This is a genomic window from Vreelandella halophila, assembly GCF_019903425.1.
Classification (GTDB): Bacteria; Pseudomonadota; Gammaproteobacteria; order Pseudomonadales; family Oleiphilaceae; genus Halospina; species Halospina halophila.
On record NZ_JACHUZ010000011.1, the window covers coordinates 258,063 to 272,588 of the forward strand.

The window sequence follows — 14,526 nt, forward strand, 5'->3', positions numbered from 1 at the left end:
AAACGATGAGTGGCAAGAACAGTATCATCCAGGAAATTGAAAACGAGCAGCTCAAGGAATCCGTTCCCGAGTTCGGCCCGGGTGATACCGTGGTCGTTCAGGTGCGGGTGACCGAGGGCAACCGTGAGCGTCTGCAGGCGTTCGAGGGTGTGGTCATCGGCAAGCGCAACCGTGGCCTGAACTCCTCGTTCACTGTGCGCAAGCGCTCCTATGGCATCGGTGTCGAGCGGACCTTCCAGACGCATTCCCGCCTGATCGACAGCATCTCGGTCAAGCGTCGCGGTGATGTGCGCCAGGCGAAGCTGTACCATCTGCGTCAGCTCTCCGGTAAGGCCGCGCGGATCAAGGAAAAGCTTGGCTGAGGAACGCAACGAGCAACTGGTTGCGTCATTCAGTGAGTCGCTCTGGCTGGAATCCGGCCTGAGCGACCGCTCCCGGCTTTCCTACGAAAGCGATCTCAGACAGTTCGGACGCTGGCTTACCGGCCAGTACCCTGGAAAGGATCTGTCCGAGGTGGACCGAACCTGTCTCATGGACTACCTCTCCAGTGTGCTTTCCGCCGGCGCCCGTTCAAGCACCGCGGCCAGGCGCCTCTCCTGCCTCAGACGATTCTACCGCTACCTCCTCCGTGAAGGCCTGATCGACGAGGATCCGACCCTGCGCCTGGACAGTCCGAAACTGGCCCGTCGCCTGCCGGATACGCTTACCGAAGCGGATGTGGAAGCCCTTCTGGATGCCCCCGATACGGGTGAACCCATTGAGCTCCGGGACAGGGCGATGATGGAGCTGCTTTATGCCTGTGGTCTCCGCGTGTCGGAGCTGGTGGCATTGCGGCTTTCCCAGGTGAACCGGCGCCAGGGCGTGGTACGGCTGCTGGGCAAGGGCAACAAGGAACGCCTGGTGCCCATGGGCGAGGAGGCCCTGGAGTGGCTCGACCGGTACCTGCAGGAAGCCCGGCCCGAGCTGACCAGGGGTGCCGGTACCGATGCCCTGTTTCCCGGAGGGCGCGGCGGGCACCTCACCCGCCAGGCCTTCTGGTACCGGATCCGACGCTACGCGGTGCGTGCCGGTATCCGCAAACCTCTCTCTCCTCATACCCTGCGCCATGCCTTTGCCACCCACCTGCTCAACCATGGTGCGGATCTCCGTGTGGTCCAGATGCTGCTGGGGCACAGTGACCTCTCCACCACCCAGATCTATACCCATGTGGCAAGGGAACGGCTGCAGCAGCTGCACCAGACCCACCACCCACGGGGCTGATCAACGACAGGCCAGCGGAAATCCGGTATCCTCCGGGGCATTGAAACGAAGCCGGAGTTGACCATGAGACGTCTATCAGCCGCTTTCCTGCTGCTCGTTGCCGGGCTGCTGGCGACAGCCGCATGCGCGAAATCCGCAGAGGAGCGGATCCGCGAGCGCCTGGAAGAGAGTGTTCCCGACATGCCTGTGGACAGTATCCGGGAAACGGAGCGCGAGGGCCTGTATGCGGTCCAGGGTGGCGGAAACCTGATCTATACCACCGCCGATGGCCGCTATCTGTTCACCGGTCAGATGCTGCGCCTCGGCGATGATGGCATCACCAACCTCACCGAGCAGAGCCGTACCCAACTGCGTCGTGAAACGGTTGCGGAGCTGGACCGCAGCGAGATGATCCGTTTCGGGCCGGAAGAGGACGAGATCAGGGCCGATCTCTATGTATTCACGGACACGACCTGTGGCTACTGTCGCAAGCTGCACCGTGACATGGAGGCGCTGAATGATCTGGGCATCCGCGTGAACTATCTGGCCTATCCCCGTGGCGGGCCCGGCAGCAAGGGCGCCCGGCAGCTGAACGCCGTCTGGTGTTCCGAGGATCGCCGCAGTGCCATGACCCGGGCCAAGCAGGGGGAATCGGTCTCCTCGGAGCAGTGCGATTCGCCGGTGCAGTCCCATTTCCGGATGGGGCGCACGTTTGGTGTGAGTGGAACACCGGCGCTGGTTACCGAATCCGGCCGCATGATCCGGGGCTACAAGCCCCCCAGAGCATTGGCGCAGGAGCTCGGACTCGACGGTTGAAACATCCGTAACGCGGGGAGGCGGTCGAGTTTTTTTCGGCGCGCAAAGCGTATAACATGCGCGTTTCCCCGGTATTGACGTGCATTTCCAAGCGAACAAGAGGTGGCCAGTGAAGGACGTGAACATCGGAATCTGTGGTCTCGGGACCGTTGGTGGCGGAACCTGGGAGGTCCTGCAGCGCAATGCCCGGATCATCGCCGGTCGTGCCGGCTGCAACCTGCGCGTGGCGCGTGTTGCGAACCGGAGCCCGCGCCCGGACCTGGGTCTGGGTGACACGCCGTTCTCCACCGACGTGAACGATGTGGTCAACGACCCGGACATCGATATTGTCGTTGAACTCATCGGTGGCTATGACGACGCCCGTCGGCTGGTGCTGGCCGCCATCGAGCAGGGGAAGCACGTGGTCACGGCCAACAAGGCCCTGATCGCACAGCATGGTAATGAGATCTTCGACGCCGCCCGCGAGAAGAACGTCATCGTCGCCTATGAGGCGGGTGTTGCCGGTGGCATTCCGGTCATCAAGGCGATCCGGGAAGGGCTGGCTGCCAACCGGATCCAGTGGCTTGCGGGCATCATCAACGGTACCGGCAACTACATCCTCACCGAGATGCGGGCCGGGCGCGATTTTGATGAAGTGCTGAAGGAAGCCCAGGACCTGGGGTATGCCGAGGCCGATCCCACCTTCGATGTGGAAGGCATCGATGCCGCCCACAAGCTGACCATCATGGCCTCGGCCGCCTTCGGTGTTCCCCTGCAGTTCGATCGGGCCTATACCGAGGGCATCGCCAATATCACGCCCTACGACATCTCCCACGCCGAAGCCCTGGGTTACCGGGTCAAGCATCTGGGCATCGCCCGTTCCCGCGAGGACGGCATTGAACTGCGTGTGCACCCGACACTGGTGCCGGTGAAAAACCTGATCGCCAGTGTCGACGGTGTGCTCAATGCCGTGCTCGTGGATGGTGACGCGGTCGGCCAGACCATGTACTACGGCCCGGGCGCCGGCGACGAAGCAACAGCCTCAGCCGTGATTGCGGACTTGGTGGACGTGGCGCGCACGGTCTCTACCGGCAGTACGCAACGGGTGCCCTACCTGGGCTTCGAGTCCGAGGCGGTGACCGATCACCGTATCCTGAGCCCGAACGAGATCCGCTCGGCCTACTACCTGCGCATTCAGGCGCTGGACCGGCCCGGTGTGCTCGCCAAGGTGGCCTCCATCATGAGCGAGAACGGCATCAACATCGAATCCATCATGCAGAAGGAGTCCGAGCTGCATGACGGCCAGATCCCGGTGATCCTGCTGACCCATACGGTCCTGGAGAAACAGGTCAACGATGCCATTGCCGAAATGGAAGCGCTGCCTGAAGTGGAAGGCAGGGTGGTGCGCATCCGCGCCGAGAACTTTCTCTGAGAACTGAACCCGGACACTGACGGAATACAGCCTTGAGATACATCAGCACCCGCGGGCAGGCGCCCGCGCTCAGCTTTGAAGACGTGCTCCTGCAGGGGCTTGCCACCGATGGCGGGCTCTATGTGCCGGAAACTCTGCCACGCTACACGCCTGAAGACCTCATGGCGCTGCGGGGGCTTCCCTACGACGAACTGGCCTGTCGGGTGATGTATCCCTTCGTTGAGGAATCCATTGCCGAGGACGACTTCCGCGCGATGGTCCGTGAGACCTATGCCGGTTTTACCCATCGTGCGGTGGCGCCCCTGGTGCAGCTGGATGCCAACGAATGGGTTATGGAACTGTTCCGGGGCCCGACTCTGGCGTTCAAGGATTTCGCCCTGCAGCTGCTCGGTCGGCTCTTGGACCACGTGCTGGAGAAACGCGGTCAGCACGTGGTGATTCTCGGGGCCACTTCCGGTGATACCGGTTCGGCGGCCATTGAGGGTTGCCGCCACTCCAGGCACGTGGATCTGTTCATCCTCCATCCCCACCGGCGGGTCTCCGAAGTGCAGCGGCGCCAGATGACCACCGTGCTCAGCGATAATGTGCACAATATCGCGGTGGACGGGAATTTTGACGACTGCCAGAAGATGGTCAAGGCCAGCTTCGCGGATCAGTCCTTCCTTGAGGGGAAAACCTCGCTGGTCGCCGTCAACTCGATCAACTGGGCCCGAATCATGGCCCAGATCGTCTACTACATCTACGCCTCACTGGCGCTCGGCGGTCCGCACCGTAGCCTGGCGTTCTCGGTGCCAACGGGCAACTTCGGGGACATCTTCGCGGGCTATCTGGCGCGGCAGATGGGCGTACCGGTGCAGCAGCTGGTGGTTGCTACCAACCAGAATGACATCCTGCACCGGTTCATCAGCGGCAATCACTACGAGACCGGCAGGCTGCAGCATACCCTGTCGCCGAGCATGGACATCACCATCTCCAGCAACTTCGAGAGGCTGCTGTTCGATCTCTATGGCCGCCATCCGGAGAGTGTGGTGGAGTTTCTGAAAAACGCCGAGCACGGGGCTGTCTCGCTGGAAAACGACCGCTGGAAATCGGCCCGCGGGCTGTTCGATAGCCTCTCGGTGAACGATGAGCGGACCTGTGAGGTGATCGCCGAGGTCTACGGCGAAACCGAGTACCTGCTGGACCCGCACACGGCCATTGGCGTGGAGGCGGCGCGGCGCTGCCGGCGGGATGCCACCGTGCCGATGGTGACCATGGGTACCGCGCACCCGGTCAAGTTTCCGGACGCCGTGACCCGTTCCGGCGTGCCCCGTGAGGCGGCACTGCCAGAGCACCTCTCCGACCTGATGGAACGGGAGGAGCGGTTCACGGTGCTGGACAATGATCTTGCCACCATTCAGCAGTTCATGGCCCGTAACTGGCGCCACGCCAACAACTGAGCCCTATGCAGCAGACCATAGTACGGCGTGCGGGCGTTGGCGGGGATGCCCTCGCCAGCGCCGACCTCCATCCTCTCCTGCGGCGGCTCTATGCCGCCCGGGGCGTCACCGACACCAACCAGCTCGACTATGGCCTGGCCTCCCTGGCCCGACCGGATGGTTTCCGGGGGATGGAAGCCGCGGCCTCCACACTTGCCAGTGCCGTGATGCAGGGGCAGGGGGTGACGGTTGTCGGTGATTTTGACGCCGATGGTGCCACCAGTACGGCGCTGGCGGTGCTGGCACTCACCCGTTTCGGCGCCCAGAAGGTGGACTACCGTGTGCCCAGCCGCTTTACGGATGGCTATGGCCTGACGCCGGGGATCGTCGATCAACTGGTAGAGGAGGGCAGCCTCCCAGACCTGATCCTGACCGTCGACAATGGCATCGCTGCCCATGAAGGCGTGGCCAGGGCCCGGGAGAAGGGCGTGCGCGTCGTGGTCACGGACCACCACCTGCCCGGGGAGACGCTTCCGGGGGCCGAGGCCATCGTCAATCCCAACCAGCCCGGCTGTGACTTCCCGACAGGCAATACCGCCGGGGTTGCCGTGACCTTCTATGTGATGAGCGCGCTCCGCCGGCATCTGGAGGCAGCGGGATGGTTTGCCCAGGCGCCGCCGGCAATGGCGGAGTACCTGGATCTGGTGGCACTGGGCACGGTGGCGGACGTGGTGCCCCTGGATCACAACAACCGTACCCTGGTGGCCCAGGGGCTGCGCCGGATCCGCGCAGGGCGCACGCGCCCCGGCATCCGGGCACTGCTTGAACTGGCCGGTCGGGATGCGGATGCGCTGGAAGCGACGGATCTGGGGTTTGTACTGGGCCCACGCCTCAACGCGGCAGGGCGCCTGGACGACATGGCCGTGGGCATCGAGTGCCTGCTGACGGAGGATGACAGCGAGGCGCAGCGCCTTGCCTCCGAACTGGACCGCCTGAACCGCGAACGCCGGAGCATTGAGTCGGACATGCGCGGTGAGGCGGAGTCGGCGCTCGCCAGGCTGCATCTCGATGAGGGCGAGCTGCCGCCGGTGCTCTGCCTGCACGATGAGCAGTGGCATGAAGGCGTGATCGGCCTTCTGGCCTCGCGCATCCGGGAGCGCTTCCACCGCCCCGTGATTGCCTTCGCCCGGGGTGGGGAGGGGCTGCTCAAGGGCTCGGCCCGCTCCGTGCCGGGCCTGCATATCCGGGACCTGATCGCGGAGCTGGATGCCCGCCATCCAGAGCTTCTGGAGCGTTATGGCGGGCATGCCATGGCGGCCGGCATGACCCTGACCAGCTCCGGGGTGGAACGGTTCCGGGAGGCGGTGACGCAACTGGTGCGCGAGCGGGTCGAGCCGGAACTCCTGCGCCCGGAGATCCTCAGCGATGGCGAGCTGGAACCGGATTGGCTGACCCTCGAAACCGCCCACCTGCTTGCCAATGGCGGACCCTGGGGGCAGGGCTTCCCCGAGCCGGTGTTCGACGGTGAATTCGAACTCCTGGATCAGCGGATCGTAGGGGAGCGTCACCTCAAGCTGCAGATCGGTGTGCCCGGATGGAATACACCGCTGGATGGCATTGCCTTCAATGTTGATACCGACCAGTGGCCGTGCGAATGCCGGCGGGCCCGGCTGGCCTACCAGCTGGATGCCAACCGCTTCCGGGGGCGCGAGCGGCTGCAGCTGCGCGTTCTGCACCTGGAGCCGCTGTAGGCCGCGTATTCAGTGCCCTGCGCATTCGTTACAATAAGCCATCTTTCTGACATGCCCACTCAACAAGAGGCCGTCGGCTATGGAAACCAATCCGATCATTCAGACCATTCGTGACCTGGAAGCGCGTACGGAAGCGCTTAGGGGGTATCTTTGACTACGACAGCAGGAAGGAACGGCTGACGGAAGTCGAACGCGAACTGGAACAGCCTGAGGTCTGGAACAACCCGGACCGCGCCCAGGCGCTGAACAAGGAACATGCCAGCCTGCATGCCATTGTTTCCACACTGGACCGGCTGAGCAACGGCATCCGTGATGCGGAGGAGCTGCTCCAGATGGCCGAGTCCGAAGAGGATGAGGCGGCCGCCAATGACGTGACCGGCGAACTCCAGACCTTGGAAGGGGAACTGGAGAAGCTGGAATTCCGGCGGATGTTCTCCGGTGACATGGACGCCAGCAACTGCTATCTGGACATCCAGTCGGGGTCCGGTGGCACCGAGGCCCAGGACTGGGCGAACATGCTGCTGCGCATGTACCTGCGCTGGGCCGAGGCCAAGGGCTTCAAGTACGAGGTGCTCGAGGCCCAGGACGGCGATGTGGCCGGTCTCAAGAGCGCCACCATCCGGATCGAGGGCGAGTACGCCTACGGCTGGCTGCGCACCGAGACAGGCGTGCACCGGCTGGTCCGCAAGTCGCCCTTTGATTCGGGCAACCGCCGGCACACCTCCTTTGCTTCCGTGTTTGCCTCGCCGGAGATCGACGACAACATCGAGATCGAGATTGACCCCTCGGATCTGCGGATCGACGTGTACCGGGCCTCGGGCGCCGGTGGTCAGCACGTCAACACCACGGAATCCGCGGTGCGGATCACCCACCAGCCCACAGGCATCGTGGTGGCGAACCAGAGCGGCCGCTCCCAGCACCAGAACAAGGATTACGCGATGAAGCAGCTGCGCGCCAAGCTTTACGAGCTGGAGCTGCAGAAGCGCAACGAGGAGAAACAGGCTGCCGAGAACAACAAGTCGGACATCGGTTGGGGCAGCCAGATCCGCTCCTATGTACTGGACGACCAGCGCATCAAGGATCTGCGCACACGGGTGGAAACGAGCAACACCCAGAACGTGCTCGACGGGAGTCTCGACCAATTCATCATCGCCAGTCTCAAGCAGGGCCTGTAACCGGAGAATCTTTCGCCCATGACCGAAAACACCGACGCAACGCCATCCCAGGACGAGAACCGGCTGATCGCCGAGCGCCGCGAGAAACTGCAGAAGCGCCGTGACGCCAGCGACAACCCGTTCCCCAACGACTTTGAACGTGACAGCACAGCCGCGGAGCTGCAGGCGCGTTACGGCGATTACAGCAAGGAAGAGCTGGCCGAACTGAATATGAAGGTCGCGGTGGCCGGGCGCCTGATGCTGGACCGCAAGCCGTTCTCGGTGATCCAGGACATGAGCGGCCGCATGCAGATCTACAGCACCAAGGAGGTGCAGAAGGAGATCAAGGACTGGGATGTGGGCGACATCGTCGGTGTCAGGGGCACGCTCTCCAAGTCCGGCAAGGGCGACCTCTACGTGGTGATGGAGGAGTACCAGCTCCTGACCAAGTCACTGCGGCCGCTGCCGGAGAAGCACAAGGGCCTGGTGGACCCGGAGCAGCGCTACCGCCGGCGCTACGTGGACCTCATCATGAACGAGGACACGCGCAGTACCTTCAAGGTGCGCTCCAAGGTCATCAACCAGATGCGCCACTATCTCACCAGCCGCGACTTTATCGAGGCGGAGACGCCCATGCTGCAGGTGATTCCCGGTGGTGCCACGGCCCGGCCCTTCATCACCCATCACAACGCGCTGGACATCGACATGTACCTGCGCGTGGCACCGGAGCTCTATCTCAAGCGCCTGGTGGTCGGTGGCTTTGAGAAGGTCTTCGAGATCAACCGCAACTTCCGCAACGAGGGGCTGTCCACCCGGCACAATCCCGAGTTCACCATGCTCGAGTTCTACCAGGCCTATGCCGACTACAACCACCTGATGGAACTGACCGAGAACCTGCTGCGGGAAGTGGCGGTCAATGTCTTCGGTGAGGCCCACTTCAGCAACGGGGTGCGGGGCGAGAATGGCGAAATCGTGGATCACGTCACCTATGATTTCTCCGGCCCCTTCCGGCGTCTGAGCGTCATGGAGGCCATTCTTGAGCACAACCCGGACCTGACCGAGGCGCAGCTCTCGGACCGGGAGCAGGCGGCGAAGGCCGCCGCAGGCCTGGGCATCAACGTCAAGGACGGCTGGGGGCTGGGGCGCATCCAGACCGAGATTTTCGAGGAGACCGCCGAGCACCGTCTGACCCAGCCCACCTTCATCACCCGTTATCCGACCGAGGTCTCGCCGCTGGCACGTCGCTGTGACGATGACCCGAGCGTGACCGAGCGCTTTGAGCTGTTCGTGGGCGGGCGCGAAATCGCCAATGGTTTCTCGGAGCTCAACGACGCCGAGGACCAGGCGGAGCGTTTCCGTGAACAGGCGCAGGAAAAGGCCGAGGGCGATGATGAGGCCATGTTCTACGACGAGGACTTCATCACCGCGCTGGAGTACGGTCTGCCGCCGACGGCGGGCGAGGGTATCGGGATTGACCGGCTGCTGATGCTGCTGACCGATTCCCCCTCGATCCGTGATGTCATCCTGTTCCCAGCCATGCGACCCGAGAGGGGCTGAATATGCACCCGGCCACGGAAGCGCTGCTGTCGCATCTGAAACCGGGCACAGGCTGGCGGGAGCGCCTGGAGGGCGAGTTCAGCCAGCCGTACATGGAAAAGCTCGGGGAGTTCCTGGCCTCGGAAGAGCAGGCCGGGAAGACCCTGTTCCCGCGCGCCAACCTCTGCTTTAACGCGCTCAACAGCACGCTGTTCGACCGCACCTCCGTGGTCATCCTGGGGCAGGATCCCTACCACGGGCCGGGCCAGGCCCATGGCCTGTGCTTCAGTGTCCGGCCCGGCGTCCAGGTGCCGCCCTCGCTGGTCAATATCTTCAAGGAGCTCAACCAAGACCTGGGCACGCCCATCCCGGACCACGGCTGCCTGCAGCCCTGGGCGGAGCAGGGTGTGCTGCTGCTCAACAGTGTGCTGACGGTGGAGCAGGGCAATGCCGGCGCCCATCGCGGGCAGGGCTGGGAGACCTTCACGGATCGCGTCATCGGGAACCTCAACGAGGAGCGCGAGGGCGTGGTGTTTCTGCTGTGGGGCAGCTATGCCCAGAAGAAGGGTAGCTTTATCGACCGCAACCGGCACCTGGTTCTGGAGGGGCCGCATCCATCGCCTCTTGCTGCCCACCGGGGGTTCTTCGGGCAGAAGTGGTTCTCGCGGACCAACGAGTGGCTGGCGCAGAAGGGGCTGCCAGAGGTGGACTGGGCGCTGCCGGACCAGGCCACCCTGGAAGCCCGTTACCGGGGCGGCAAACAGGCCCAGGGCTGAGCGGGTTCAGCCCTTGAGCAGGGCCATAGCCGCGTCCATCTGCTCCCCCAGGTCCTCGTCATCCTCCATGCCGGATTCCGGATCCAGACCCAGGCGATGGAACGCGGTGACCTCGTGCCAGTTCATTTCCGTGTAGGGGTGGCCGGTTCCCACCAGGGTCTGAAGGCTGGCGACCATGACCACATCCGCGTAATCCGCTTCCGGCACCTGGCGCCCGAAGTTCACGTGCTCTGACGGCACATGGTGCAGTTCCAGTGGGAAGTCCCAGCGCTTGAGAATACGGTCCCCGATCACCGGGTGGAGTTCGTCCACCAGGTTGTCCAGCATGGCGCTGTTGACCTGCAGGTCATGGTCCTCAACAAAACGCAGCACCGGTAGGGCGCCAATCTGGCAGACAAGCCCCGCCAGGGTCGCCTGTTCGGGCCTGAGCCTGGTGTAGTGCTGGGCAAGCACCTGGGCAATGCCGGCGATTTCGGTGCTGCGCTGCCAGATGGTACGCAGGCGCCGGTCCACCATGTCCGAGGTCGCCTGGAACATCTGTTCCATGGCCAGACCCATGGCAAGGCTGCTGGTGTAGTCCATGCCCAGCCGGCTGACCGCCATGTTGAGGGTCTCGATCTCCCGGGAGCCCCGGAACAGGGGGCTGTTCACCACCTTGATGATGCGCGCGGACATGGCCGCATCGTCGCTGATGGTTTTGGTGATGTCATGGATTGTGGAGTCTTCGTCCTCGGCGATGTCCCGGACTTTCAGAGCTACTTCCGGCAGCGTCGGCAGGGTCAGCTGATCCTGGTCGATGGCTGTTAGGAGCTGATCACGGATGCGGTTGGCCAGTTCCGTCATAGCCTTGAGGGCCTCCTGGATGCTTTGGAATGCTGCCCTCTTTATAGCAGGCGCTGGCCCGGCGTGCCGTTATATTTTGTCACGGCTGCTGTTCGGGCACCCCATAGCCCAGCGGTTGCAGCGCCAGCTGTGCGCCGGGCTGGTCCGCGAGCGTGATGGTGGCTTCCATGGCGGCGTGCTTGAGTACCCCGAGCAGCTGCACGGAGCCGTCGTCGGTGGCGATGCTGTCGGTGATTTCTCCCAGGGCATTGCCGTCGCCGTCCACCAGCCGGTCGCCGGGGGCGGGGAGGGTGTCGGTGAAGCGCGCCTCAAGACGGAAAAGGCTCTTCTTGAGCTGCCCCAGGTGATGCATGCGCGCAATGATCTCCTGGCCGGTGTAACAACCCTTGGTAAAGCTCACGCCCTCGTAGGACTGGAGGTTCAGGTTCAGTGGTATGTACTGTTCCGTGGTGGTGTCGTTGAGCAGGGTCAGGCCGCTCATGATTTCCGAAAGCCGCCACGCGGCGCTGTCCTGGTCCGGCTGCGGCGCCTCTTTCGTAGCCGTGTTCCACCAGAGTTCGAAGCGGGCCCGGCCGTCGGGCAGGGGTACCGTGCGCACCAGTACCCCCTCGTCGGTGACGGTGGCGCCGTTGACCTCCGCCGGCAGCGAGGGTGCCAGGGTGGCGGCGCGCTCTTCCCCGATGAGCCCCAGAAGCTGCCAGTCCTCCGCGGCTTTCAGCTCCGCCTGGAAGAAGGCCAGATACTTGCTCAACTGCTGGCTGATCCGGTCGCTCAGGGATTCGGGGAAACGCACCAGGACCCTTTCTGGAGACAGGCGTACCAGCCGGAACAGTGCGTAGGCGCGTCCCTTGGGCGTACAGGCCGCACCGGGCAGGCTGTGTTCACGGGTCAGCTCATCAATGTTGCAGGTGACCTGGCCCTGGAGAAAGCGATCCACATCCGGGCCTTCCAGCAGCATCAGCCGATGGGCGTTGACCGGGGCGGTCATGGCATCGGGCAGGGTGGCGGGGGCCGTTGCGGTCGTCTGGGTCATTCCGTGTCTCCGTGAAAGGGATTCTTGGGCTCACTCATCGCCCGCGCGGGCCGGCCCCAGGCGGAGCCAGCCCGTCAGCCGGCGCAGGTTTCGCGCGTCAGTATTGCGGATACCCGGGAGGGTGCTCAACAGCAGGGGCCGGGCAGGGCCACTTCCACTCAGGCGCAGCCAGAGGAAACGGTGGGCAATACGCGAGCCGGGCCCGACCCGGACCGGGTGCTCGCCACCTCCGGCATGGACGGCTCGCAGTCCGTCCGGTCCGGCGGTGAGCCGCACCGGGCTGTGGCGTGCGCGCAGGAGCTGCTGCCGGACGGCCGCGATGGCGCCGGCCGCGCAGGCAGCAGCCACGCCCACTGTAACGGCGTCGGGAATGCCCTCAAGGCTCAGGACCAGCGCCGCTGGCAGCAGCCAGGGCGTGGCGGCTACGGCTGCGAGGCCGGGGGAAGGGCTGAGCGGGACGTCAATCCGGCTGAACCCGCTGGAGGATGAGGTCGACGATGCGGGCAAGGTCCGGGTCCTCGGGGCGGCTGCGCTGCATGAACCAGGCAAAGAGGTCGTTGTCCTCGCAGTCGATCAGGCTCCGGTAGCGGGCCCGGTCGGCTTCGGGCAGCGAGGGGTAGGCTTCCTTCACAAAGGGCACCAGCAGCAGGTCAAGCTCCAGCATGCCCCTGCGGCTGTGCCAGACAAGGCGTTTGTATTCGCGGTCGTCGGTCATGGGGTCGGTGGTTTCCATCAGAGGGTCAGGCGTCAGAGCGCATATAGGTGGTCGGCACCAGTATGGTGTCTTTGGGTTCCGCCGCAGTGGTGGGGTAGTCCAGGTTGTAGTGGAGCCCCCGGCTTTCCCGCCGCTGCAGTGCCGAGCAGATGATCAGATCCGCCACTGTTACCAGGTTGCGCAGCTCCAGCAGGTCATTGCTCACCCGGTAGTTGCTGTAGAACTCACGGATCTCGCTGTGGAGCATATCCGCCCGGTGCTTGGCCCGCTGCAGTCGCTTGGTGGTGCGCACAATACCCACATAGTCCCACATGAAGTGGCGCAGTTCATCCCAGTTGTGCGCGATCACCACATCCTCGTCCGAATCACGCACCCGGGATTCGTCCCATTCAGGGACTTCAGGCGGCTCCGGTACATGCGGATTCTGTTCGTTGATGTCCCGGGCTGCCGCGCGGCCGTAGACCAGGCATTCCAGCAGTGAATTGCTGGCCATGCGGTTGGCGCCGTGCAGGCCGGTGAAGGAGGTCTCGCCCACCGCGTAGAGCTGGTTGACGTCCGAGCGGGCGTGCTCGTCCACCATGATGCCGCCGCAGGTGTAATGGGCGGCGGGCACGATGGGAATGGGCTCGCGGGTGATGTCGATGCCGTATTCGTGGCAGCGGGCGGCGATGGTGGGGAAGTGTTCCGAAATGAAGTCCGCCGGGCGGTGGCTGATGTCCAAATAGAGACAGTCCGCGCCCAGCCGCTTCATTTCATGGTCAATGGCGCGTGCCACAATGTCCCGAGGCGCCAGTTCCGCGCGCTCGTCGAAGCGGTCCATGAAGCGGCTGCCATCGGGCAGCAGCAGTTTGCCACCTTCCCCGCGCAGCGCCTCGCTGATCAGGAATGACTTGGCCTGTGGGTGGTAGAGGCAGGTGGGGTGGAACTGGTTGAACTCCATGTTGGCCACCCGGCAGCCCGCGCGCCAGGCGATGGCAATGCCGTCGCCGGTGGCGCCATCCGGGTTGCTGGTGTAGAGATAGGCCTTGCTGGCGCCGCCGGTGGCCAGCACCACGAACCGCGCGCGGAAGAGTTCCACTTCCTGGGTGTCGTGGTTGAATATGTAGGCGCCCACGCAGCGGTTGCCCGGCAGGAACAGCTTGCGGTGGGTGACCAGGTCCACTGCAACCCGGTTCTCGAAGATGTCAATGTTGGGCTGCTGTCGGGCGCGCTCGCAAAGGGCCTCGGAGACCGCCTGGCCGGTGGCGTCCGCGGCGTGAATGATACGACGGTGGCTGTGGCCGCCCTCACGGGTGAGGTGGAAATGGCTGCCGTCGGCACGGGTGAACTGGACGCCCTGTTCAATCAGCCAGTCGATGCTTTCCCGCGCCCGGGAGACGGTCAGGCGCACTGTATCCTCGTGGCAGAGTCCAGCCCCGGCCCCCAGGGTGTCGGCGGTGTGCGCCTCTTCACTGTCGCTGTCGTCCAGCACGGCCGCAATGCCGCCCTGGGCCCACTGGGTCGAGCCGCTGTCGAGTTCCGTCTTGCTCAGAACCGCGACGCGCAGCTCGGGGGACAGGGTCAGGGCGGTGCTCAGGCCTGCGGCACCGCTGCCGACGATCAGCACATCGTAATGGTGGAATGCATGCATGGCGGATATTGAACTAAAGTTTGCCTCTGGTGTCACTCTTTACGTACAGGGATGCTCGGGAGATGATCCGGGTATTGGAATGGGGGCGGGCGATGGACGATCAGGCACGACCGGACGATGAACGCCAGGGCGAGGTTCTGGAATGCGCGGGTCAGCGCGCCCGGGTGCGCGTGGCGCCGGCGGCTGGCTGCCCGCGTTGCGCGG

At 64.2% G+C, this 14,526-nt stretch carries 14 protein-coding genes; 9 read left to right on the plus strand and 5 right to left on the minus strand.

Features of this window, described 5'->3' with window-relative positions; genetic code table 11:
* The first annotated feature begins 5 nt into the window (after window positions 1–5).
* From rplS to ung, 9 genes are all read left to right on the plus strand, one after another.
* Window positions 6–362: a 50S ribosomal protein L19 gene (rplS, locus tag H4I92_RS01470; RefSeq protein WP_077528874.1), complete on the plus strand. Its 357-nt coding sequence runs from the start codon at window positions 6–8 to the stop codon at window positions 360–362.
* On the plus strand, window positions 355–1,260 hold the full coding sequence (gene xerD, locus H4I92_RS01475) for a site-specific tyrosine recombinase XerD (protein ID WP_245800826.1): 906 nt from the start codon (window positions 355–357) through the stop codon (window positions 1,258–1,260). Before rplS ends, xerD begins: the two co-directional genes overlap by 8 nt.
* A gap of 63 nt (window positions 1,261–1,323) precedes the next feature.
* Window positions 1,324–2,055 (plus strand): DsbC family protein, encoded by a 732-nt coding sequence (locus H4I92_RS01480; RefSeq protein ID WP_077528876.1) that lies wholly within the window; start codon window positions 1,324–1,326, stop codon window positions 2,053–2,055.
* Between the two features lie 109 nt (window positions 2,056–2,164).
* On the plus strand, window positions 2,165–3,466 hold the full coding sequence (locus H4I92_RS01485; protein ID WP_077528877.1) for a homoserine dehydrogenase: 1,302 nt from the start codon (window positions 2,165–2,167) through the stop codon (window positions 3,464–3,466).
* Window positions 3,467–3,498: 32 nt separating this feature from the next.
* Window positions 3,499–4,905: a threonine synthase gene (gene thrC, locus H4I92_RS01490; protein ID WP_077528878.1), complete on the plus strand. Its 1,407-nt coding sequence runs from the start codon at window positions 3,499–3,501 to the stop codon at window positions 4,903–4,905.
* Between the two features lie 5 nt (window positions 4,906–4,910).
* Entirely contained in the window at window positions 4,911–6,635 is a 1,725-nt protein-coding gene (gene recJ, locus H4I92_RS01495; protein ID WP_077528879.1) for a single-stranded-DNA-specific exonuclease RecJ, read from the plus strand.
* Window positions 6,636–6,714: 79 nt separating this feature from the next.
* Window positions 6,715–7,810, plus strand: a protein-coding gene (gene prfB, locus H4I92_RS01500; RefSeq protein ID WP_143512568.1) for a peptide chain release factor 2 whose coding sequence is annotated in 2 segments (ribosomal slippage) — window positions 6,715–6,786 and window positions 6,788–7,810 — 1,095 coding nt in all. Because the reading frame shifts where the segments join, the coding sequence is not laid out codon by codon here.
* An 18-nt stretch (window positions 7,811–7,828) separates the two neighbouring features.
* A complete protein-coding gene (gene lysS, locus H4I92_RS01505) occupies window positions 7,829–9,346 on the plus strand; it encodes a lysine--tRNA ligase (RefSeq protein WP_077528881.1) in 1,518 nt (505 codons plus the stop codon).
* Window positions 9,347–9,348: 2 nt separating this feature from the next.
* Window positions 9,349–10,101: a uracil-DNA glycosylase gene (gene ung / locus H4I92_RS01510; RefSeq protein WP_077528882.1), complete on the plus strand. Its 753-nt coding sequence runs from the start codon at window positions 9,349–9,351 to the stop codon at window positions 10,099–10,101.
* A 6-nt stretch (window positions 10,102–10,107) separates the two neighbouring features.
* Here ung and H4I92_RS01515 read toward each other — a convergent pair whose 3' ends face one another.
* The 5 genes from H4I92_RS01515 to nadB all read right to left on the minus strand — a co-directional run bounded on the left by H4I92_RS01515 (window position 10,108) and on the right by nadB (window position 14,322).
* Window positions 10,108–10,944 carry an HDOD domain-containing protein gene (locus H4I92_RS01515; protein WP_077528883.1) on the minus strand — a complete coding sequence of 279 codons (837 nt, stop codon included), beginning with the start codon at window positions 10,942–10,944 and terminating at the stop codon, window positions 10,108–10,110.
* 79 nt (window positions 10,945–11,023) lie between these two features.
* Window positions 11,024–11,977, minus strand: a complete 954-nt coding sequence (gene ygfZ, locus H4I92_RS01520) for a CAF17-like 4Fe-4S cluster assembly/insertion protein YgfZ (protein ID WP_077528884.1) — start codon at window positions 11,975–11,977, stop codon at window positions 11,024–11,026.
* A 30-nt stretch (window positions 11,978–12,007) separates the two neighbouring features.
* On the minus strand, window positions 12,008–12,484 hold the full coding sequence (locus H4I92_RS01525; RefSeq protein ID WP_143512569.1) for a hypothetical protein: 477 nt from the start codon (window positions 12,482–12,484) through the stop codon (window positions 12,008–12,010).
* Window positions 12,438–12,710 carry an FAD assembly factor SdhE gene (locus H4I92_RS01530; protein ID WP_479694238.1) on the minus strand — a complete coding sequence of 91 codons (273 nt, stop codon included), beginning with the start codon at window positions 12,708–12,710 and terminating at the stop codon, window positions 12,438–12,440. The genes H4I92_RS01525 and H4I92_RS01530 overlap by 47 nt, the downstream gene beginning before the upstream one ends.
* Before the next feature lie 7 nt (window positions 12,711–12,717).
* The gene (nadB, locus tag H4I92_RS01535) at window positions 12,718–14,322 is read right to left on the minus strand and encodes an L-aspartate oxidase (RefSeq protein ID WP_077528886.1); all 1,605 of its coding nucleotides are present in this window, start codon (window positions 14,320–14,322) and stop codon (window positions 12,718–12,720) included.
* Between the last annotated feature and the right edge of the window lie 204 nt (window positions 14,323–14,526).